Genomic DNA, 21519 nt, shown 5'->3' with positions numbered 1-21519 from the left:
TCAGCTGATCTCCTCGAACTTGCGCGTGCTGCGGAAGGCGATGGCCGAGATCGTCCCCACGATGACGAAGATGACGATCGACAGCGCGCTCGCGAGACCGAAGTCCTTCTGGGCGGACCCGTCGACACCCGAGATCGAGTAGACCATCGAGATGAGGATGTCGGTGTGGCCGAGCGGGACGGACGCGTCGGCGAACCGTGGACCGCCGCCGGTGAGCATGTAGATGAGCGTGAAGTTGTTGAAGTTGAAGGCGAACGACGAGATGAGCAGCGGCGCGGTCGCGATGAGCAGGAGCGGGAGCGTGATCGCCCGCCACGTCCGCCAGCGCCCGGCGCCGTCGATCTTGGCCGCCTCCATGACGTCGCCCGGCAGCGACTGCAGCGCGCCCGTGCAGATGAGGAACATGTAGGGGAAGCCCAGCCACAGGTTCACGCCGAGCACCGAGAGCTTCGCGAGCCACGGGTCCGTGAGCCACGGGATGTGCGCGCCGCCGAGGATCACCTCGTTGATGAAACCGAACCGCGTATTGAGCAGGCCGGACCAGAGCAGCGCGGCGAGGAACCCCGGGATCGCGTACGGCAGGATCATGAGCGTGCGGTACACCTTGCGCCCGCGCATCCGCGTGTCGTTGAAGACGATCGCGAGGAAGAGGCCGAGCAGGAACGTCGTGACGACCGAGCCGATCGCGAAGACGAACGTCCACACGAGGATCTTGACGAACGGCTGCGCGTAGCGGGCGTCGGAGAACGCGGTGACGAAGTTGTCGAAGCCGACGGGCACGCGCCACCCGACCGCGAGGGTCGAGCCGTCGGGGGCCTGGAACTGGCCCTCGTCGTTCGGGGTGTAGACGGTCCCGGTCGTCGTGTCGGTCATGGTGTCCGCCGCGGCGTCCCACTCGAGCGCCGACGTGTAGACGTAGCCGGTCCGCGCGTCCGTGGTGCGGATCGACCCGTCCTCGGGGTCGTCCGAGACCGGCACGCGGAGCTCGGTCACCTCGGCCTGGCGCTGGAGCACCTGGTCACGGGGCAGCACGGTGAAGCCGGGGACGTCGGTCGCGCGACCGTCCTCGACCGTCGCGCCGTCCACGACGGCGAGCGGCCGGTCCGCCGTCCCGGCCTCGACCTCGCCGTCCTCGGTGACGACCGCGAAGCCGAGCGCGTCGCCGTCCTCGACCACGGTCAGGGCCGACGAGGCAGAGCCCTCGACGCGGCGCTCGTTCTGGATGAGCAGCGCGGAGACCGCCTGCTCCTTGGTCGCGTTGTGCCCGGTGCCGTAGTTGGTGAAGGCGACGTACCCGGTGTAGCCGACCACGAAGATCTGGTAGACGAGGAGGAAGAGCAGCCCGGGAAGGATGTACTTGAGCGGCAGCGCGCGCTTGGAGAAGTACACCCAGTTCGCGACGACGAGCATCGCCAGGGACGCCGCGAGGATCCCGTACGAGCCCTCGGTCCACGCGGACCAGACCACGTACACGCCGAGCGCGTCGACGACGGCCATGAGCGCGAGCTTGACGAAGAACCCGGGGCTGTAGTCCCGTGCGTGCGAGGCGTCGGCCCCGCGCGACCGGAGGGTGTGCCGAGGCGGGGGGCCGTCGGTTCCGGGCGAGCCGACTCCCGCGTCGGTCGTGGTCTGTGGGGCGGACATCGTGGTGCCTCCGAGGTCGTCGGACGCGGTGCGTCCCGCGTCTTCCCGAGTGTCGTCGTGCTGCGTCGCAGCCGGTGCCGGGTCGGTGGTGCCGACGCGCCGTCGCGGTGCGCAGGGACGTCCTGCGCACCGCGACGGCGACCGGGACCAGGTCAGGAGTCGATCGCGCCCTGGATGTCGGCGATCATCTTGTCCCAGGTCGGGACGGGGTCGGCACCGCTGACGATCGCGGCCTCCGTGACGCCCCAGAAGCTCCAGACGGACGCCATCTCGGGGATCGAGGGCATCGGCACGGCCTCGGCGCCGACGGCCCGGAAGCCCGCGACGATCGGGTCGCCCGCCGAGGCGGAGTCGGCCGCGACCGTCAGCGCCGGCGGACGGTTGCCTGCCTGGTAGAGGGCGAGCTGGGCCTCCTCCGTGGACAGGAAGTTCACGAGGAAGTCGTTCGCGACGATCGCGTTCTTGCTCTCGGCGCTGAGGTAGAAGCCCTGGACACCGACGAACGGCTGGGCGGGCTGCCCGCCCGCGGTCGGGATCGGGTCGATCGACAGCTCCATGCCCTCGAACGACTCGATCATCCACGGGCCGCCGACGATGAACGGGGACTGGCCGTTCTTGAACGCCTCGACGGCGATGTCGTACGTCGTGTCCTGGCTCAGCACGCCCGCGGCGCCCTGGGCGCCGAGCCACTGCGCGTACGCCTGGCCCTCGGGGCCGCCCATCGCGAGCTCGGACGTGTAGCTGCCGTCCTCGTTCTGCGTAAACACCGGGGCGCCGAACGACGTCTGGAACGGGTAGTGGGTGTACGGGTCGCCCTTGTCGCCGTCGGACTGCACGAGGATCGGGAACTGGGTGCCCGCGGCCTGGCCGGCGGCGACGGCCTCGTCCCACGTCGCCGGAGCGGTCGGCGCGAGGAGGGTGTTGCGGATCAGGGCGATGTTCTCGATCGCGTAGGGCAGGCCGTAGACCTGGCCGTCCTGCGTGAACGCCTGGATCGAGACGTTCTCGAAGTCGGCCGCCTTGTCGCCGAGCTCGAGCGGCGCCACGACACCGTTCGTCGTGAGCTCGCCGAGCCAGTCGTGCGCGCCGACCGTGATGTCGGGGCCCTCGCCCGTCGGGACCTGCGCGAGGAAGTCCGCGCGGATGTCCTCGAAGTTCTTGAGGACGACCTCGACGGTCGTGCCCGTCTCGGCCTCGAACGACTCGGCCGCCGCGGTCACGGCGTCCTGGCGGGTCTCGTCGACCCAGACGGTGAGCGTGCCGCCGGCGGAGGTGTCCTCGGCGCTCGGCTCGTCGGTGCTCTCGTCTCCCGAGCCGCCGGACGAGCAGGCGGCCAGCGCCAACGTCGTGGTCAGCGCGGCGGCAAGAAGGATGCTCCGTCGCATCAGTGGTCACTCCCAGCATGTTGCAGTGCGGTGGCGGCCGACGTCGGTTTCGCACCGACCGTGGCCCTGATGCGACGACGGTAGAGCGCGAGGTGGCACCGATGCAAGTCGTTGCGGTAACTTTCATGCAACGCTTTGCAGGGCGTCGACCGGCGCCCGCCCCGCCTCCCCCGGCCGACGGGTCCGCGCGCCTCCCCACGGAGGCGCACGGCCCACCGACCGGACGACCAGGACGAGGAGGTCCGGTGTCCCCTACGCTTCCCCATGTGCGCACCCGTCTCAGCGATCTCGCCGCCCAGGCCGGCGTCTCCACCGCGACGGTCTCGCGCGTCCTCAACGGGAAGCCCGGCGTCGCGAGCGAGACCCGCCAGGCGGTCCTCGCCGCTCTCGACGTGCTGGGCTACGAACGCCCCTCCACGCTGCGCACCCGCTCGGCCGGCCTCGTGGGCCTCGTCGTCCCGGAGCTGACGAACCCGGTCTTCCCCGCGTTCGCCCAGACGATCGAGTCGCTGCTGTCGGAGCACGGGTACACCCCGCTGCTGTGCACGCAGTCTCCCGGCGGCACGACCGAGGACGACTACGTCGAGATGCTCATGGACCACGCGGTCGACGGCATCGTCTTCGTCTCCGGCCTGCACGCCGACACCCAGGCGAGCCACGAGCGCTACGAGCGCCTGCGCAGCCGCGGCATCCCGATCGTGCTGGTCAACGGGTTCGCCGAGGGCATCGACGCGCCCTTCGTCTCGCCCGACGACGTCGCGAGCGTCGAGCTGTCGGTGCGCCACCTGGTCTCGCTCGGGCACCGGAGCGTCGGGCTCGCGATCGGGCCCGACCGCTTCGTGCCCGCCCAGCGCAAGCTCGCGAGCTTCGCCGACTCCCTCGTGCGCCACGGCCTCGTGGCCGACGAGTCCGAGGCGGCGCAGCACGTCGTCGTCACGCTGTACACCGTCGAGGGCGGGCAGGCGGCGGCCGGCGACCTCATCGACTCCGGGCACACCGCGATCGTCTGCGGCTCCGACCTCATGGCGCTCGGCGCGATCCGCGCGGCCCGCTCACGCGGCCTGCGCGTGCCCCAGGACGTCTCGGTCGTGGGCTACGACGACTCGCCGCTCATCGCCTTCACCGACCCGCCCCTGACCACGGTGCGCCAGCCCGTGAACGCGATGGCGCACGCCGCGGTGAGCGCGCTGCTCACCGAGATCGCGGGCGAGCGCGCCCCGCGCTCGGAGCTGCTGTTCCAGCCGGAGCTCATCGTCCGCGACTCCACGGGCGCCGCCCCGGCAACCGGCGGACCCACCGCCTGACGACGGCACGCCGCGGCAGCACGACCCGAGGCACGACTCACGCTGCGGCGTCGACGACCTGCCCGCCAGCCTGTCGGGACGGACGCCGTCGACCCGTCACCGCAAGCGCTTACACTCGACGGAGGGTCGGCGTCACCCCGCTCCGCCTGCCGAGTGATCCCCCTGAAGAACCCCGACACCACGCACGTGAGGACCGACAGCTCGATGACTCGTATCGATTCGATGCCGACCGCCAGCACCACCGCGCCGGCCGCCGCGCCCGCACCCTTCAGCACCGGGGCGCTCGTGCACGCCGGCCCCGGCGAGGCGCCCGAGTGGTGGCGCGACGCCGTGATCTACCAGGTCTACCCCCGCTCCTTCGCGGACGGCGACGGCGACGGCGTCGGCGACCTGCCCGGCATCACGTCGAAGCTCGACCACCTCGCCGAGCTCGGGGTCGACGCGGTGTGGCTGAGCCCGTTCTACCGCTCGCCCCAGAAGGACGCCGGCTACGACGTCGCCGACTACCGCGACGTCGACCCGCTGTTCGGCACGCTCGCCGACTTCGACGAGCTGCTCGCCCAGGCCCACGCCCGCGGCATCCGCGTGATCGTCGACCTCGTGCCGAACCACACGTCCGACCAGCACGCGTGGTTCCAGGCCGCGCTGGCCGCGCCCGAGGGCTCGACCGAGCGCGCTCGCTACGTGTTCCGCGAGGGTGAGGGCGAGCACGGCGAGCTGCCCCCGAACAACTGGCAGTCGATCTTCGGCGGCCCCGCGTGGACCCGCGTGACCGCGGGCCCGGGCGCCCGCCCCGTCACCGGCGCCGAGGACGAGACCCCCGGCCAGTGGTACCTGCACCTGTTCGACTCGACCCAGCCCGACCTCGCGTGGGACAACCCGGAGGTCCGCGAGGAGTTCGAGCAGGTCCTGCGCTTCTGGCTCGACAAGGGCGTGGACGGGTTCCGCGTCGACGTCGCGCACGGCATGATCAAGGCCGACGGCCTGCCCGACTGGGACGGCACCGTGTCCATGGTGGAGGGCACCGCCGAGGAGGAGACCGACCCGGGCGCGCCCGAGGACGGGTCCACGGGCGCCGGCAACTCCGGCCCGATGTTCGACCAGGAGGGCGTCCACGAGATCTACCGTGCGTGGCACCGCGTCCTCGCGGGGTACGACGGCGACCGCGCCCTCGTCGCCGAGGCGTGGGTCGAGCCGCTCTCGCGCCTCGCGCGCTACGTCCGCCCGGACGAGATGCACCAGGCGTTCAACTTCTCCTTCCTCACCACCGCGTGGTCGGCGGCGCCGCTGCGCACCGTGATCGCGGCGTCGCTGCGCGCGAACGACGAGGTCGGCGCTCCCACGACGTGGGTCCTGTCGAACCACGACGTCGTGCGGCACGCGTCGCGCCTCGGCCTCGCCGACCCGGGTCTGCGCCCCAACGGGATCTTCGCGCACGACCCGCAGCCCGACGAGGAGCTCGGCCTGCGCCGCGCGCGCGCCGCGTCGCTGCTCATGCTCGGACTGCCCGGGTCGTCGTACCTCTACCAGGGCGAGGAGCTCGGGCTGCCCGAGCACACCGCGCTGCCCGACGACGTGCGCGAGGACCCCGCCTTCTTCCGCACCCAGGGCGCCGAGGCGGGCCGCGACGGCTGCCGCATCCCGATCCCCTGGCACGCGGACGCCGACGGCTTCGGCTTCGGTCCGTCCGGGAAGACGTGGCTGCCCCAGCCCGCGTCCTACGGCCGCTACGCCGCCGACGCCCAGCGCGGCGTCGAGGGCTCGACCTACGAGACCTACCGCACCGCGCTCGCGACGCGCCGCGCCGAGCGGCTCGGCTCCGGCACGCTCGCGTGGGTCGAGGACTTCGCGGGCTCCGCGGACGTCGTCGCGCTCCGCAACCGCGACGTCGTCGTCCTCGCCAACCTCGGCACGGAGCCCGTCGTGCTGCCGCGCGGCACGGAGGTGCTCGTCGCGTCGGGCCCGGTGCTCACCGACCGCTCGGCCGACCCGCAGGTCCGCGTCCCGTCCGACACGACGGTCTGGCTGCGCGCGCACTGACCTGCGCGCTCGTCGGGGCCGACAAGGGGCGGCGACACCCCCGGGCACGGCCGGGGCCCCCAGGGGCCCCGGCCGTCGTCATGCCCGCAGCCCGGACTCGAACGCGGCCCGGACGACCACCGCGGCAAGCGCCGCGTCGTCGCCGTCGTCCGGGGAGCACGCCACGACGCCCGGGCCGACGAGCCGCCACCAGGGCCCCTCCACGGCGACGACGAGCACGGCGCCGCGCACCGCCCCGATCCCGACGCCGTGCGCACGGGCCACGTCGTCGGCGAGCGCGGCCAGCCCGCGGTGGTCGCCCGCCGTCGCACGCCGGGGCAGCTCCCCCGCGCGGGCCGCCTCACGCGCCGAGAGGTCGCGCCACGCCTCCGGGAAGAGGCGCACGACGGCGTCGCGCAGCGCGGGCACGTCGCCCAGCGCGGCGAAGCCGGGTGGCGCCCCGATCGCCTCGTGCACGACGGCGCGCTCGCGCACCCACGAGAGGAACGGCCCCTCTCCCGCGGGCGGCTCCGCCACCTGGCCTTCGCCCGCGAACGCGAGGGCGGCCCGCCACCACGCGGCCCACCGGCCGGAGGCCGCCACCCGCTCGTCGTCCGCCAGCAGACCCGACCGGTCCGGCGGCCGCGGGACCGCGCGGGGAGGCACGTCGTCGCCAAGGACGACGAGCCCGAGCGCGTCGCGGAACCAGAGCAGGAGGTCCAGGTCGTGCCCGTCCGCCACGGACAGGCGCCACGACGGCTCGCCCGTTCGCTGCATCGCCGCGTCCCCGCTCGCCCGCCGAGCTGCCGTCAGCCGCCGTCAGCCGCCGGAGACGCTCAGCTCGGCCTCGCGCAGGCGCTCCTCGTGCTCGGCGTCGAGCTCGCGCGAGTCGAGCCAGCCGTAGGGCAGGTGCGGCGTCTTGGGCGACCCTGCGCGGCCGCGCTGACCCTCGGCGGCCTCGCCGGGGTAGGGCGCGTCCTGGTCGAGCGCGTCGAGGTACTCCCGCAGCTCGTCGAGCGTCGAGACCATCGCGAGGGCGCGGCGCGCGTCGCCGCCGACCGCGTAGCCCTTGAGGTACCAGGCCATGTGCTTGCGCAGGTCGCGCATGCCCTTGCCCTCGTCGCCGTCGAAGTACTCGATCATGAGCTCGCCGTGGCGGTAGATCGTGTCGGCCACCTCGCGCAGCCCGGGACGCACGCGCTCGGGGCGCCCCGCGAACGCGGCGGCGAGGTCGGCGAACAGCCATGGCCGCCCCTGGCAGCCGCGGCCGACGACGACGCCGTCGCAGCCCGTCTCCCGCACCATGCGGACGGCGTCCTCGGCGGACCAGATGTCGCCGTTGCCGAGCACCGGGACGCTCGTCACGGCCTCCTTGAGGCGGGCGATCGCGGTCCAGTCGGCGGTGCCGGAGTAGTGCTCGGCGGCCGTGCGCGCGTGGAGCGCGACCGCGGCGACGCCCAGGCCCTCGGCGATCCGGCCCGCCTCGAGGTAGGTGAGGTGGTCGTCGTCGATGCCCTTGCGCATCTTCACGGTGACCGGCACACCGTACGGGCGCGCCGCCTCGACCGCGCCTCGCACGATCGCCGTGAACAGGTCCCGCTTCCAGGGCAGGGCCGCTCCCCCGCCCTTGCGCGTCACCTTGGGCACGGGGCAGCCGAAGTTGAGGTCGACGTGGTCGGCACGGTCCTCGGCGACGATGATGCGCACCGCCTCGCGCACGGTCGCCGGGTCGACGCCGTACACCTGGGCGGAGCGCGGCGTCTCGTCCGCGCCGAACGTCACGATGCGCAGCGCCTCGGTGTTGCGCTCCACGAGCGCACGGCTCGTCACCATCTCGGCCACGTAGAGACCGGGGTCGTCACCGCCGCTCGCGCCCGCCTCGCGGCACAGGGTGCGGAACGCCCGGTTCGTGACGCCCGCCATCGGCGCGAGCACGACCGGCGTGTCGACGACGATCGGACCGATCTGCAGCGGCGCGAGCAGCCGACCCGCGCCGGGGTCGGCGGCGGTCGTCGTGCTGAGGACGGTGGCGGGAGCAGTCACGCGCTCCATTGTCCCATCCGGTCGGAGCCCCGCCGCGATCGCCTCTCAGCGAGCGAGTGGACGTGACCTGTGTGACGGTGGGGAGGTCCGGCAATCCAGGTCGGACACGGACGAAAGGGACGACATGCCTCTCTGGCTCATCCTGGTCATCGTCGGCGCCGTGCTGCTCATCCTCGGTGTCGCCATCGAAGCCGCGAAGATCCTCATCTGGATCGGCATCATCGTGCTGGTCGTGAGCCTCGTGGTCGGCCTGCTCAACCGGGCGAAGGGGGCGGCCCGCTAGCGCGAGGCCGCAGGGGGCGACGCGTCCCGGACGACGCGACGGAGGGGCGGGACCACGAGGTCCCGCCCCTCCTGCGTGCCCGGCGCGCGCGGGCTCCCCGCGCGGCCGGGCGGAAAGTCAGGCGCCGAGCAGGTGCCCGGCGAGGTACTCGGTGACCTTGTCGAGCGCCACGCGCTCCTGGGCCATCGAGTCGCGGTGCCGGATCGTCACGGCCTGGTCGTCGAGCGTGTCGAAGTCGACCGTGATGCAGAACGGCGTGCCGATCTCGTCCTGACGGCGGTACCGGCGGCCGATGGCGCCGGCGTCGTCGAAGTCGACGTTCCAGTACTTGCGCAGCTCGGTGGCCAGGTCCTTCGCCTTGGGCGAGAGCTGCTCGTTGCGGCTCAGCGGGAGCACGGCGGCCTTGACCGGCGCGAGGCGGTGGTCGAGGCGCAGGACCGTGCGCGTGTCCACGCCGCCCTTCGCGTTCGGCGCCTCGTCCTCGGTGTACGCCTCGACGAGGAACGCCATGAGCGAGCGCGTGAGGCCCGCGGCCGGCTCGATGACGTAGGGGACCCAGCGCTCGTTCTTCGTCTGGTCGAAGTACGACAGGTCCTTGCCGGAGTGCTCGGCGTGGGTCTTGAGGTCGAAGTCGGTGCGGTTGGCGATGCCCTCGAGCTCACCCCACTCCGAGCCGGAGAAGCCGAAGCGGTACTCGATGTCGACCGTGCGGGTCGAGTAGTGCGAGAGCTTCTCCTGCGGGTGCTCGTACAGACGCAGGTTGTCGCGCGCGATGCCCAGGTCGACGTACCAGTCGGTGCGCGTGTCGATCCAGTACTGGTGCCACTCGGCGTCCGTGCCCGGCTCGACGAAGAACTCCATCTCCATCTGCTCGAACTCGCGCGTGCGGAAGATGAAGTTGCCGGGCGTGATCTCGTTGCGGAACGACTTGCCGATCTGGCCGATGCCGAACGGCGGCTTCTTGCGGCTCGCGCCCATGACGTTCGCGAAGTTCACGAAGATGCCCTGTGCCGTCTCGGGGCGCAGGTAGTGGAGGCCGGACTCGTCCTCGACGGGGCCGAGGTAGGTCTTGAGCATCATGTTGAAGTCGCGCGGCTCGGTCCACTGCCCGCGGGTGCCGCAGTTGGGGCACACGATCTCGGCGAGGCCGCCCTCGGGCGCGCGGCCCTTCTTCTCCTCGAACTCCTCGATCATCTGGTCCTCACGGAACCGCTTGTGGCAGTGCAGGCACTCCGTGAGCGGGTCGGTGAAGACGCCGACGTGACCCGAGGCGACCCAGACCTGGCGCGGGAGGATGACGGACGAGTCGAGGCCGACGACGTCGTCGCGGCTGGTGACCATGGCGCGCCACCACTGCTTCTTGATGTTCTCCTTGAGCTCGGTGCCGAGCGGCCCGTAGTCCCAGGCGGAGCGGGTACCACCGTAGATCTCGCCCGAGGGGAAGACGAACCCGCGCCGCTTGGCGAGGGAGACGACGGCGTCGAGACGGGCGGTGGGTGAGGGCGCTGCGGCCACGGACATCACTCCTGGTGCTCACGGCCCCGCACGTGGCTCGTGGGGGCTGGACGGGTGGGCGACGCCCGCTCGGGCGCCGACCGACCAGCGTACCCGGCCGTGACCGGCCTCACCGGGATCGGTTTTGACATTCATTCTCAAGAAGGCGGACACTGGTGGTCATGCACCGCTCCTCCGCCCCGCGCCGCCGCGCCCTCGCCACCACCGCAGTCCTCGCCACGGCCGCGCTCGTCGCGGCGTGCTCCCCCGGCGACGGCGGCTCCGGAGGCTCCGATGGCAGCGACGACGGGCGGCTCCAGGTGCTCGCGTCGTTCTACCCGCTGCAGTACGTCGTCGAGCAGGTCGGTGGCGACCACGTCGACGTCTCCAACCTCACGCCGCCCGCGGCCGAGCCCCACGACCTCGAGCTCGCGCCCGCCCAGGTGCGCGCGATCGGCGACGCCGACCTCGTGGTCTACCTCTCGGGCTTCCAGCCCGCCGTCGACGAGGGCATCGAGCAGCGAGCCCCGGAGCACGTCGTCGACGCGGCCGAGTCCGCCGGGCTCGAGGAGCACCCGGGCGGCGAGGGCGAGCACGCCGACGAGAGCGCGGAGGAGCACGCCGAGCACGCGGACGAGTCCGGCGACGGCCACGACCACGGCGCGACCGACCCGCACTTCTGGCTCGACCCGACGCGCCTCGCCGCCGTCGGCGACGCCGTCGCCGACGAGCTCTCCGCGATCGACCCCGACCACGCGGACGACTACGCCGCCGGCGCCGCCGCCCTCACCGCGGACCTCGACGACCTCGACACCGAGCTCGCCGAGGCGCTCGCGCCGTGCGCCGGCGCGACGCTCGTGACGTCGCACGAGGCGTTCGGCTACCTCGCGGAGCGCTACGGCCTCCACCAGGTCGGCATCTCGGGCATCGACCCCGAGGCCGAGCCGTCGCCCGCGCGACTGCGCGAGGTCGGCGAGATCGTCCGCGAGAACGGCGTGACCACGATCTTCTTCGAGACGCTCGTGAGCCCCAAGGTGACCCAGACGCTCGCCGACGACCTCGGCGTGCAGACCGCCCTCCTCGACCCGATCGAGAGCCTCGCCGACGGTGCGACGGACTACCGTGAGGTCATGGAGTCCAACCTCGAGGCGCTCACCTCCGGTCTCGTCTGCTCATGACGGGCGCAGCGGAGCTCGTCGCCGCGCGCGACGTCCACGTGACCCTCGGCGGGAGCGAGATCCTGCGCGGGATCGACCTGACCGTCGGCGCCGGCGAGGTCGTCGCGGTCCTCGGCGCCAACGGGTCGGGCAAGTCGACGCTCGTGCGGGCGCTCGTCGGGATCGTCCCGCTCTCCCGTGGCTCCGTCGACCTGTTCGGCGCACCGCTCGGTCCCCGCCTGCCCTGGCGGCGGCTCGGGTACGTGCCGCAGCGCGTCGCCGCGCCGTCGGGCATGCCGTCCACCGCGTCCGAGGTCGTCGCCTCCGGCCTCCTCGGCGGCGGCCGCCTCCGGCTCCCCCGCGGCTGGCGGGCGCGCACGGTCGAGGCGCTCGACCTCGTGGGGCTCGCCGACCGCGCGGACGACTCCACCGCCGAGCTGTCGGGCGGCCAGCAGCAGCGCGTGCTCATCGCCCGCGCCCTGGTCCGCCGGCCCGACCTGCTCGTCCTCGACGAGCCCGTGGCGGGCGTCGACAAGCCCAGCCAGGAGGCCTTCGCCGCGACCATGACGCGGCTCGTCGGCGACGGGCTCACCGTGCTCGTCGTCCTCCACGAGCTCGGGGCGCTCGCCCCGCTCATCGAGCGCGCCGTCGTGCTGCGCCACGGCCGCGTCGTGCACGACGGCGCCCCGCCCCGCGCGTCGTCGACCCACGCGGGCGCCACGCACCAGCACCTGCACCCGCACGAGCCCGCGGACACCGACAACCGCACCGCCGGACCGGAGACGGGCCTCACCGACACCCTGAACCCGGACCTCGCCGCGGGCCACGCACCCAGGACGGCCTCATGACCACGTTGCTCTCCGAGATCTCCCTGATGCTCACCGACCCGCTCATGCAGCGTGCCCTCCTCGCCGCGCTCCTGGTCGGCGTCAGCGCGCCCGTCGTGGGCACCTACCTCGTGCAGCGCAAGCTCTCGCTCCTCGGCGACGGCATCGGGCACGTCGCCCTCACCGGCGTCGCGCTCGGCTGGCTCGTCGGGGCGGCGATGGGCGTCGTGCCGAACGACGCGCTCGCGATCCCCGGCGCGGTGGTCGCCGCCGTGCTCGGTGCGGTCGCCATCGAGGTCGTGCGCGAGCGCGGCCGCACGAGCGGCGACCTCGCGCTCGCGCTGCTCTTCTACGGCGGCATCGCGGGCGGCGTCCTGCTCATCGGCCTCGCGGGCGGCTCGTCCGGCAGCCTCATGCAGTACCTGTTCGGCTCGATCTCGACGGTGACGTCGTCGGACCTCGTCCTCACCGTCGTGCTCAGCGCGGTGATCCTGCTCGTCGGGGTCGGGCTGCGCGCGGCCCTGTTCTCCGTGAGCCACGACGAGGAGTTCGCGCGCGCGTCGGGCCTGCCCGTGCGCACGCTCAACATCGCCGTCGCCGTCGTCGCGGCGCTCACCGTGACGGTGTCGATGCGGGTCGTCGGGCTGCTGCTCGTCAGCGCGCTGATGATCGTGCCCGTCGCGGTCGCCCAGCTCGTCACGCGCTCGTTCCGCCGCACCATGCTCGTCGCGTCCGTCGTGGGCGTCGTCGTGTGCGTCGCGGGCCTGTCCTTCACGTACTGGAACAACGTCTCGCCGGGTGCGACCATCGTGGTCCTCGCGATCGCGGCCTACCTGCTCGTCGCCGTCCTGCGGCCCCTGTGGGTCCGGCGACGCCCGCGCGTGGCGCGCGACCCGCACCCGGACATCCCCGACGACGTCGAGCTGGACCTCGTACCCTCGGGGGCGTCGGACCGCACACCCGGAGGTGACACGTGCAGCGCATGACCCGGCAGCGCGCCGCCGTCTCGGACGCGCTCGAGGACCTCGACGACTTCCGCAGCGCCCAGCAGCTCCACGAGATCCTGCGCACCCGCGGGGACAACGTGGGGCTCGCGACCGTCTACCGCACGCTCCAGAGCCTCGCGGACGGCGGCGACGTCGACGTGCTGCGCACCGAAGAGGGGGAGAACCTCTACCGCCGGTGCGAGCGCCGCGAGCACCACCACCACCTCGTGTGCCGCACGTGCGGCCGCACGGTCGAGATTGACGGCCCGACCGTCGAGACGTGGGCCAACCAGGTGGGCACGTCGCACGGGTTCGTCGACATCCAGCACACGATCGAGCTGTTCGGCACGTGCGCGGGGTGCGCCCGCGCCTCCGCGCGGGACTGAGCCGTGCCCGACGCGCTGGACGGTGCCCCGTTCGCCGCGCTGTTCGCGTTCTTCTTCGCGATCGCGTTCGTGCGGACGCAGGCGACGTACTGGATCGCGCGGCTCGTCACGACGTGGACGCTCGACCGCACGCGGCCCGTGAGGCCGTGGGTCGCGCGCGTCCACGCCTGGCTGTCCGGACGCTCGGCGGCGCGCGGGATCGAGACCGTCCGCCGCTGGGGCGTCCTCGCCGTCCCCGTGTCCTTCCTCGCGACCGGCACCAAGACCGTCGTGAACGCCGCCGCCGGGGTCGTCCGGATGCCGTTCGGCCGCTACCTCGCCGCGATGACGCTCGGGTGCGCGGTCCACGCGACCATCTACGCGACCGTCGGCTGGGCCGTGTGGACGGCCGCCTTCGCCGCGGCGACCGGGTCGCCGTGGGGTGTCGCGGCGCTCGTCGCGCTCGTCCTCGCCGTGGCCGTCGGGGTGGTCGTCCTGGTCCGCCGCCGCGCCGCCCGGGAGCCCGGCGTCGCGGAGAGCGCGACGGTCGCCCTCGACATGGACGGCCTCGTCCGCGACGGCGCGGACGCGCACGTCCTGGACGGGACGGACGCGCCGCGCCTCGACCGATGAGACGGCGCGCGCTCGACCGTCCGAACGTGCATGACGACCTTTCTCCTGCTCCCCGGCGCCGGCGGCGACCCCGCGTACTGGGACCTGCTCGCGCCCGAGCTCGACCGGCTCGGCCATCTGCCGGTGCCCGTCGACCTGCCCCAGCACGACGAGGCCTACGGCTGGGCCGACCTCACCGACATCGCCGTCGCGACCCTGCACCGCGCGGCCGGGCCCGCTGAGCGGGGCGACCTCGTCGTCGTGGCCCAGTCCATGGGTGCGTACGTGGGCCCGCTCGTGTGCGAGCGCGAGCCGGTCCGCCTGCTCGTGCTGCTCAACCCGATGATCCCGCTGCCGGGCGAGTCGGGCGCCGACTGGTGGCGCGCGACGGACCACGCCGCGCGGCGTGCCGCGACGGGCCTCGGGCCGTTCGACCCGGTGGACGACTTCTTCCACGACGTGCCCGACCCGGTCGCGGCCGCCGTGCAGAGCAGCGACCGGCAGCCGTCCGACCGCTCGTTCGCCGAGCCGTGGCCTGCCCGCTCGTGGCCCGACGTGCCGACCGTCGTGTTCCAGGGCGCCGACGACCGGCTCTTCCCCCTGCCCTTCCAGCGCGCCGTCGCCCGCGAGCGCCTCGGTACCGAGGTCGAGACGCTGCCCGGCGGCCACCTCGTCGCGCTCAGCCGACCGGTCGAGCTCGCCGCCCGGCTCGCCGCCCTCGCCGGCTGACGGACGGGCGTTCCCCGGCGCCTCAGCCGACGGTCGTCGCCGAGCCGTCGGCCGCGCCGACGCAGAACTGGTTGCCCTGCGGGTCCGCGAGCACGGCCCAGCGGTAGCCCGGGATCGTGTGCTCCGCGACGAACGTCGCGCCGTCCGCCACGAGCGCGGCGACGTCCGCCTCGCGGTCGGACGCCCCGAGGTCCAGGTGCAGCCGGTTCTTCCCGGGCGTCGGGTCCTCGACGCGCTGGAAGCCGAGCACCGGGGCGGTCACCCCCTCGGCGGGCACGACCTCGAGGAACCACCCGTCCGACTCGTCGACGACCCGCCCGCCGAGCTGGCGCGCCCACCACTGCGCGAGCGGTCGCGGGTCGGTGGAGTCGACGGTCACCATGCCGATGCTCAGAGCCATGCCGCGCACGCTACCGGTCGGCACCCACGGCGTCTCGACGACGACCTGCGCGACCCGCACGCCGGGCGCACGGCGTCAGGCCGTGCCGCCCACGGCGTCCACCGCGCCGCCGTAGCGACGGTCGCGCCGCGCGTACTCCTCGACCGCGCGCCACAGCGACCGGCGGTCGACGTCGGGCCACGGCTCGGGGAGGAACACGAGCTCCGCGTAGGCGGCCTGCCAGATCATGAAGTTGGACGTGCGCTGCTCGCCCGAGCTGCGCAGGAAGAGGTCGACGTCCGGCAGGTCGGGCTCGTCGAGGTGCTGCTGGATCGTCCGCTCGGTGACCTTGCCCGGGTCGAGCCGCCCGGCGGCGACCTCGCGCGCGATGGCGGCCGCGGCGTCGGCGATCTCGGCGCGCCCGCCGTAGTTGACGCACATCGTCAGGGTGCAGACGTCGTTCTGCCTCGTCTGCTCCTCCGCGATCTCGAGCTCCTTGATGACGGAGGTCCACAGGCGCGGCCGGCGCCCCGCCCACCGCACCCGCACGCCCCACGAGTCCATCTCGTCGCGGCGACGCCGGATGACGTCGCGGTTGAAGCCCATGAGGAACCGCACCTCGTCGGGCGAGCGCTTCCAGTTCTCCGTCGAGAACGCGTACGCCGACACGTGCTTGACGCCGATCTCGATCGCCCCCGCGACGACGTCGAGCAGCGCCGCCTCGCCCGCCTCGTGGCCCGCGGTGCGGGGCAGACCGCGCGCGTTGGCCCAGCGGCCGTTGCCGTCCATGACGACGGCCACGTGGTTCGGCACGAACTGCGCCGGGATCGCCGGCGGTCGCGCACCGCTGGGGTGCGGGAACGGCGGAGCGTAGGTCCGCTTCGCCATCAGGCGTCCGCCCCCGTGCCTCGACGGTCGGCGGCGGCGCCGACCGGCCCCGCGGGCGAGGCGGCAGACGGGGCGACGGGCGCGTCCCGCTCGACCATGCGCAGTGATCGCAACGTTCTCTCCAGGTGGTATTGGCTGTAGGCGGCCACGAGGCCGCTCGCTTCCTTGCGGTGCCGGGCGTCCGAGGCGTCGGCGGTCTCCCACTCCCCCGCGAGCAGCGCGGCGAGGAGCGCGAAGGTCTCAGACGCGGGCGCCGTCGACCCGGGCGGGCGGCAGCGCGAGCAGACCGCACCCCCCTGCGCGACGGCGAACGCGTGGTGCGGGCCCGGCTCGCCGCAGCGCGCGCAGTCGACGAACGACGGCGCCCAGCCCGCGACGGCCAGCGCGCGCAGGAGGTAGGAGTCGAGCACCAGGCTCGGCGCGTGCGCCTGCTCGGACAGCGCCCGGAGCGCCCCCGCGAGCAGCCAGTACTGCTGCACGGCGGGCTCGCGCTCGTCGGCCACGAGCCGCTCCGCCGTCTCGAGCATCGCCGCCCCCGCGGTGTACAGGCCGTAGTCCTCGCAGATCCGCCGCGCGTACGGGCCGATCGTCTCCGCCTGCGTCACCGTGTCCAGGGACCGTCCCGCGTAGAGCTGGACGTCCACGACCATGAACGGCTCCAGCCGCGCACCGAACCGGGACGACGTGCGCCGCACGCCCTTGCCCACGGCGCGCACCTTCCCGTGCTCGCGCGTCAGGAGGGTGACGATGCGATCCGCCTCGCCCAGCTTCTGGGCGCGCAGCACGATCGCGTCGTCTCGGTACAGCACCACGCCCCTATTGTCCGTCACGCCGCCGACACGGCGCGCACCACCCGCCGACGGCGCTCAGGCCGGCGCGAGGCACCCGAGGACGGCCCGCACGCGGTCCAGCGTCGTCTCCGGGTCCTCGCCGGCCTCCACCTGGCGCGCCGCGGCGAGGACGACCGCGTTGACGAGCTCCGCGGAGCGCGCGGCGTCCGGGACGCCGCGCTGCTCCAGGGCCTCCACGAGCGGGACGAGGATCGTCGCGTGCATCGCGGCGCTCTGCTGCGCGAGCGCCTCGCGGCCCGCCTCGGCGCGCAGCGCCGCGACGACGGCGTGCTCGCCCTCGGCGACCAGGAGCAGGTTCTCGCGCGCGTAGGCGACGATCGCGTCCTCCGGGGAGGCAGCGCCGCCCACCGCGCTCGTGATACGCGCCGACCAGCGCGGCACGACGTCGGCGACGACGGCGTCGAGCAGCTCCTCCCGCGACCCGAAATACTGGTAGACGCTCGACCGGGCGAGCCCGGCGCGCGCCGCGACCGCCGCGAGCGTGAGCCCGCTCCCGTCCTCGCGGATGAGCTCGCGCGCGGCGTCGAGCAGGGTCCGCAGCTGCGCGGCGCGGTGCTCCGCCACCGTCGGAGCGGCGATCTTCGGCACGGTGCCTCCTCCTCCCCGGGCACGACGACCCGGCCGGACCATCATGCCCGAGGACCGGGCGCGGGGCGGCGCCGTCCTCGCGGGGCCGCCCCGGCCAGTCACCCGGTGGTCACCCGGCGACGGCGGGGAGCCCAAGGCGCCCGTCGACCATCTCGACGACGCGGTGGCAGTGCTCGAGAACGTCGTGGTCGTGCGTGACCATGAGCGCGGCGGCACCGAACGCCTCGACCTCACGGGCCAGGAGGCTCACGACCTCGTGGCTGCGCGCCCGGTCGAGCGCCGCCGTCGGCTCGTCGACGAGGAGCAGCGCGGGGCTCGCGACGAGCGCTCGGGCGATGCCCACGCGCTGCCGCTCGCCGCCGGAGAGCTGGTCCGGGCGACGGTCCGCTCGGTGGCTCATGGACACGGACTCCAGGAGCTGGCGGGGGTCGCGGGCGCGGGGGTCGCGCTCGTCGACCCGGGCGATCCGCAGCGCGAGCCGGAGCTGGTCGACGCTCGTGAGCGCCGGGAGGAGGTTGCCGGACTGGAAGACGAAGCCGATGCGCTCGCGCCGGAGCCGCGCGCGCTCGCGCTCGCCCGCCGCACCGAGGTCGACGCCTTCGAGGCGGACGGTCCCGGACTCCGGCGCCGTGAGCGCGCCGGCGACGGCGAGCAGGCTCGACTTGCCGGACCCCGAGGGCCCGACGACACCGACGAGCTCGCCCGCGGCGACGCTCAGGCTGACCTCGTCGAGTGCGACGACCGTGGTGTCGCCGTCGCCGTGGCGGACGGTGACCCGCTCGATCTCGAGCACGGCCGTGGCGGGGGTGGTGGTGCTCATCGCTGCCCTCCCAGGGCGGTCAGGGGGTCGACGGAGGTGATGCGCGCGACGGCGACGGCCGCTCCGGCCATGCCGAGGACGAAGAGCAGGACGCCGGCCAGCACGAGGTCGGGTGCCTGGAGCGCGAACGGCATCGGAGACGCGCCGAGACCCGCGCCCGCCGCGACGCCGAGAGCGAAGCCCACGCCGATCGAGGCGAGCAGGAGCACGGCGGCCTGGCCGAGGGAGTCGGCGAGCAGGAAGCGGCGCCGCGCCCCCATGGCGCGCATGACGGCGATCTCGTGCCGGCGCTGGATGACCCACACTGTGAAGAACGCCCCGACGACGAGCGCGGAGATGGCGTAGAGGAACACCTGGATGAGCAGGAGGGTCGCGGTCTCGGCCGTGTACCCGGGCGAGGCGTCGAAGGACTCGGTGAGCGTGCGCGTCACCGTGCCCGACGCCGCGTCGGCGGCCTCGCGGTCGAACGACCCGGGGTCGGTCCGCAGCGCGACGGCGGTCGCGACGTCCGGGACGTCGGTGCCCGGGTCCACCGCACCGGCGAGCAGCTCCTGCCACGTGCCGAGCGGGAGGTACGCGACGTCGACGTGGCCGAACGTGTGCTGGTCCTCGAGGACGCCCACGACGGTGAGGGTGCGCTCCGGGCGTGCGAGAGCCACGGTGTCCCCGACGGAGAGGCCGTCGTCGGCGGCGGTCGCCGAGACGACGATCCCGTCCGCCGCCCCGACCGGGTCGCCCTCCGCGAGGGCGGTGGGGGCGACGAACGAACCGGGCTCGACACCCACGAGGGTGAGGTCCACGGGCGAGCCGTCCTCCTGGTGCGCGTTCGCCAGGAGCAGCCCGTACGGGGCGGCGTCGAGCACGCCCGACTGCGCGGCCATGGTGCCGACCTGGTCCGTCTCGATGACGGACCGTGTGAACGCGGCGTCGGTCCCGGTGCCCTCGGCGAAGGCGAAGTCGGTCACGGGCGTGCGCTTGAGGCCGGAGACGCCGTCGTTGACGAGTCCGGCCGACAGCCCGGAGAGCAGGACGACGAGGACCGCGACCAGCGCGACGACACCGCCCATGAGCAGGAAGCGGGTGCGCGCGAAGACGAGCTCGCGCAACGCGAGGAACATGAGGGACCTTCCGATGTTGTCGACAGTGCGTCGGCATCTTACCAACAGCGCGTCGGCAAAACGCCGACGGCCCGGACGACGAGGTCGTCCGGGCCGTCGGGAGATCGGCGTGGCGGGCGGTCAGCCCTGGGCGCGCTCCGCGCGGTTCACGGCGGACACGATGGCCTTGAGCGAGGCGGTCGTGATCGACGGGTCGATCCCGACGCCCCACAGGACGTCGTCGCCCACCTGGCACTCCACGTACGCGGCGGCCGTGGCGTCCCCGCCCTCCGAGAGCGCGTGCTCCGCGTAGTCCAGGACGCGGACGTCGACCCCTACCTGCGCGATCGCGTCGACGAACGCCGCGACGGGGCCGTTGCCGGTGCCCTCGAGCGTGAGCTGCTCGCCGCGGTCGACGACGTCGACGCTCAGGGTGTCCGGCCCGTCCTCGCTCGACGACGCGCGCGTGGAGCGCAGCTTGAGCCGACCCCACGGCTCCAGGCCGGAGTCGGGCTCGACGGGCAGGTACTCGTCGGAGAAGATCCGCCAGATGTCGTCGCCCGTGACCTCGGTGCCCTGCTGGTCGGTGTGGTGCTGCACCGCCTGGCTGAACTCGATCTGCAGGCGCCGCGGCAGGTCGAGGTGGCGCTCCGACTTCAGCAGGTAGGAGATGCCGCCCTTGCCGGACTGCGAGTTGACGCGGATGACGGCCTCGTAGGAGCGGCCGACGTCCTTGGGGTCGATCGGCAGGTACGGGACGGCCCAGACGAGGTCGTCGACGGTCTTGCCCTCCGCCTCGGCGTGGGCGGCCATCGCGTCGAAGCCCTTCTTGATGGCGTCCTGGTGCGAGCCGGAGAACGCCGTGAAGACGAGGTCGCCGGCGTACGGGTGGCGCTCGGGCACGCCGAGCTGGTTGCAGTACTCGACGGTGCGGCGCACGTGGTCGATGTCGGAGAAGTCGATCTGCGGGTCGACGCCCTGGCTGAACAGGTTCATCCCCAGCGTCACGAGGCACACGTTGCCGGTGCGCTCGCCGTTGCCGAACAGGCAGCCCTCGATGCGGTCGGCGCCCGCCTGGTAGCCCAGCTCGGCGGCGGCGACGGCGGTGCCGCGGTCGTTGTGCGGGTGCAGCGACAGGACGACGTTCTCGCGGTGGTTCAGGTGCCGGTTCATCCACTCGATCGAGTCGGCGTAGACGTTGGGCGTCGCCATCTCGACCGTCGCGGGCAGGTTGATGATGACCTTGCGGTCGGGGCGGGGCTCGAAGACGTCGAGCACCTCGTTGCAGATCCGGGCGGCGAACTCGAGCTCGGTGCCGGTGTACGACTCGGGCGAGTACTCGTAGTAGACCGTGGTCTCGGGGACCGTCTCCTCGAACTTCTTGCACAGCCGCGCGCCGTCGACGGCGATCGCGATGATGCCCTCGGGGTCGGAACGGAAGACGACCTCGCGCTGGAGCACCGACGTCGAGTTGTACAGGTGGACGATCGCCTGCTTGGCGCCCTTGATGGCCTCGTAGGTCCGGGCGATGAGGTGCTCGCGCGACTGCGTCAGGACCTGGATGACGACGTCGTCGGGGATGCGGTCCTCCTCGATGAGCATCCGGACGAAGTCGAAGTCGGTCTGCGAGGCGGAGGGGAAGCCGACCTCGATCTCCTTGTAGCCCATCTCGACGAGCAGCTCGAACATGCGCAGCTTGCGCTCCGCGTTCATGGGCTCGATGAGGGCCTGGTTGCCGTCGCGCAGGTCCACCGCGCACCAGCGGGGGGCGGTCTCGATGCGCTTGTCGGGCCACGTGCGGTCGGGCACCGACACGTCGATCTGCCGGTGGAACGGCAGGTACTTGTGGATCGGCATTCCCGACGGCTGCTGCGGGTTCGCGTCCGTGGCGGCGGGCGTCGAGGAGGGGGCTGAGGCGTTCATCATGGGTCCTTCGGGTCGTCTGATGGGTGTCAGCCGGCACACCGACCACCGCGACGAGGGACCGGCTAGAGAGCCTCGCCGCGGCAACGAAGGAGGAGCTGCCGCATCAGGTGCACGTCGCCCAC

The 21519-nt window shown here is 73.3% G+C and carries 21 protein-coding genes; 9 read left to right on the top strand and 12 right to left on the bottom strand.

Translation table 11 applies throughout. The features are described 5' to 3' along the window. Both ACZ402_RS06395 and ACZ402_RS06390 read right to left on the bottom strand, forming a co-directional pair. A complete protein-coding gene (locus tag ACZ402_RS06395) occupies positions 1 to 1644 on the bottom strand; it encodes an ABC transporter permease subunit (RefSeq protein ID WP_375824780.1) in 1644 nt (547 codons plus the stop codon). 152 nt (positions 1645 to 1796) lie between these two features. Continuing rightward, positions 1797 to 3029 carry a sugar ABC transporter substrate-binding protein gene (locus ACZ402_RS06390; protein WP_375824781.1) on the bottom strand — a complete coding sequence of 411 codons (1233 nt, stop codon included), beginning with the start codon at positions 3027 to 3029 and terminating at the stop codon, positions 1797 to 1799. A 266-nt stretch (positions 3030 to 3295) separates the two neighbouring features. Between ACZ402_RS06390 and ACZ402_RS06385 the strand changes: the two genes are divergently transcribed. Both ACZ402_RS06385 and ACZ402_RS06380 read left to right on the top strand, forming a co-directional pair. Next, entirely contained in the window at positions 3296 to 4333 is a 1038-nt protein-coding gene (locus ACZ402_RS06385; protein ID WP_375824782.1) for a LacI family DNA-binding transcriptional regulator, read from the top strand. A 222-nt stretch (positions 4334 to 4555) separates the two neighbouring features. Next, a complete protein-coding gene (locus ACZ402_RS06380; RefSeq protein WP_375824783.1) occupies positions 4556 to 6373 on the top strand; it encodes a glycoside hydrolase family 13 protein in 1818 nt (605 codons plus the stop codon). A gap of 78 nt (positions 6374 to 6451) precedes the next feature. On the opposite strand, the gene ACZ402_RS06375 is transcribed toward ACZ402_RS06380, so the two are convergent. Further along, entirely contained in the window at positions 6452 to 7129 is a 678-nt protein-coding gene (locus ACZ402_RS06375; protein WP_375824784.1) for a hypothetical protein, read from the bottom strand. A 42-nt stretch (positions 7130 to 7171) separates the two neighbouring features. Further along, a complete protein-coding gene (gene dusB / locus ACZ402_RS06370; RefSeq protein WP_375824785.1) occupies positions 7172 to 8404 on the bottom strand; it encodes a tRNA dihydrouridine synthase DusB in 1233 nt (410 codons plus the stop codon). Between the two features lie 115 nt (positions 8405 to 8519). Here dusB and ACZ402_RS06365 point away from each other — a divergent pair, with 115 nt between their 5' ends. Further along, entirely contained in the window at positions 8520 to 8678 is a 159-nt protein-coding gene (locus ACZ402_RS06365) for a hypothetical protein (RefSeq protein WP_157759413.1), read from the top strand. A gap of 117 nt (positions 8679 to 8795) precedes the next feature. On the opposite strand, the gene ACZ402_RS06360 is transcribed toward ACZ402_RS06365, so the two are convergent. Next, positions 8796 to 10199 (bottom strand): glycine--tRNA ligase, encoded by a 1404-nt coding sequence (locus ACZ402_RS06360; RefSeq protein ID WP_353708947.1) that lies wholly within the window; start codon positions 10197 to 10199, stop codon positions 8796 to 8798. 155 nt (positions 10200 to 10354) lie between these two features. Between ACZ402_RS06360 and ACZ402_RS06355 the strand changes: the two genes are divergently transcribed. From ACZ402_RS06355 to ACZ402_RS06330, 6 genes are read left to right on the top strand one after another with little or no spacing between them, the layout of a single operon-like run. Then, positions 10355 to 11350: a metal ABC transporter substrate-binding protein gene (locus ACZ402_RS06355; RefSeq protein ID WP_375824786.1), complete on the top strand. Its 996-nt coding sequence runs from the start codon at positions 10355 to 10357 to the stop codon at positions 11348 to 11350. Then, complete coding sequence (locus ACZ402_RS06350) at positions 11347 to 12177, top strand: metal ABC transporter ATP-binding protein (protein WP_353708945.1); 831 nt, start codon at positions 11347 to 11349, stop codon at positions 12175 to 12177. Before ACZ402_RS06355 ends, ACZ402_RS06350 begins: the two co-directional genes overlap by 4 nt. Beyond that, positions 12174 to 13142 carry a metal ABC transporter permease gene (locus ACZ402_RS06345; protein ID WP_375824787.1) on the top strand — a complete coding sequence of 323 codons (969 nt, stop codon included), beginning with the start codon at positions 12174 to 12176 and terminating at the stop codon, positions 13140 to 13142. Before ACZ402_RS06350 ends, ACZ402_RS06345 begins: the two co-directional genes overlap by 4 nt. Then, positions 13139 to 13528, top strand: coding sequence for a Fur family transcriptional regulator (locus ACZ402_RS06340; RefSeq protein ID WP_253050294.1), 390 nt, complete (start codon positions 13139 to 13141; stop codon positions 13526 to 13528). The genes ACZ402_RS06345 and ACZ402_RS06340 overlap by 4 nt, the downstream gene beginning before the upstream one ends. A 3-nt stretch (positions 13529 to 13531) precedes the next feature. After that, complete coding sequence (locus tag ACZ402_RS06335) at positions 13532 to 14140, top strand: DedA family protein (RefSeq protein ID WP_375824788.1); 609 nt, start codon at positions 13532 to 13534, stop codon at positions 14138 to 14140. Positions 14141 to 14170: 30 nt separating this feature from the next. Continuing rightward, positions 14171 to 14848 (top strand): alpha/beta hydrolase, encoded by a 678-nt coding sequence (locus tag ACZ402_RS06330; protein WP_375824789.1) that lies wholly within the window; start codon positions 14171 to 14173, stop codon positions 14846 to 14848. A gap of 22 nt (positions 14849 to 14870) precedes the next feature. Here ACZ402_RS06330 and ACZ402_RS06325 read toward each other — a convergent pair whose 3' ends face one another. The 7 genes from ACZ402_RS06325 to leuA all read right to left on the bottom strand — a co-directional run bounded on the left by ACZ402_RS06325 (position 14871) and on the right by leuA (position 21394). Next, positions 14871 to 15248: a VOC family protein gene (locus ACZ402_RS06325; RefSeq protein WP_375824790.1), complete on the bottom strand. Its 378-nt coding sequence runs from the start codon at positions 15246 to 15248 to the stop codon at positions 14871 to 14873. Positions 15249 to 15323: 75 nt separating this feature from the next. Beyond that, complete coding sequence (locus tag ACZ402_RS06320) at positions 15324 to 16115, bottom strand: isoprenyl transferase (protein WP_375824791.1); 792 nt, start codon at positions 16113 to 16115, stop codon at positions 15324 to 15326. Further along, positions 16115 to 16927 carry a DNA repair protein RecO gene (gene recO / locus ACZ402_RS06315; RefSeq protein WP_375824792.1) on the bottom strand — a complete coding sequence of 271 codons (813 nt, stop codon included), beginning with the start codon at positions 16925 to 16927 and terminating at the stop codon, positions 16115 to 16117. Before recO ends, ACZ402_RS06320 begins: the two co-directional genes overlap by 1 nt. Before the next feature lie 54 nt (positions 16928 to 16981). Next, positions 16982 to 17554 carry a TetR/AcrR family transcriptional regulator gene (locus ACZ402_RS06310; protein ID WP_375824793.1) on the bottom strand — a complete coding sequence of 191 codons (573 nt, stop codon included), beginning with the start codon at positions 17552 to 17554 and terminating at the stop codon, positions 16982 to 16984. Between the two features lie 109 nt (positions 17555 to 17663). Beyond that, the gene (locus ACZ402_RS06305; RefSeq protein WP_375824794.1) at positions 17664 to 18374 is read right to left on the bottom strand and encodes an ABC transporter ATP-binding protein; all 711 of its coding nucleotides are present in this window, start codon (positions 18372 to 18374) and stop codon (positions 17664 to 17666) included. Beyond that, entirely contained in the window at positions 18371 to 19492 is a 1122-nt protein-coding gene (locus ACZ402_RS06300; RefSeq protein WP_375824795.1) for an ABC transporter permease, read from the bottom strand. The genes ACZ402_RS06305 and ACZ402_RS06300 overlap by 4 nt, the downstream gene beginning before the upstream one ends. Positions 19493 to 19612: 120 nt before the next feature. Next, positions 19613 to 21394: a 2-isopropylmalate synthase gene (gene leuA / locus ACZ402_RS06295; protein ID WP_375824796.1), complete on the bottom strand. Its 1782-nt coding sequence runs from the start codon at positions 21392 to 21394 to the stop codon at positions 19613 to 19615. Positions 21395 to 21519: the final 125 nt, after the last annotated feature.

This window comes from Cellulosimicrobium sp. NPDC030954 (assembly GCF_055571305.1).
This window is presented reverse-complemented; position numbering and strand designations above follow the sequence as displayed.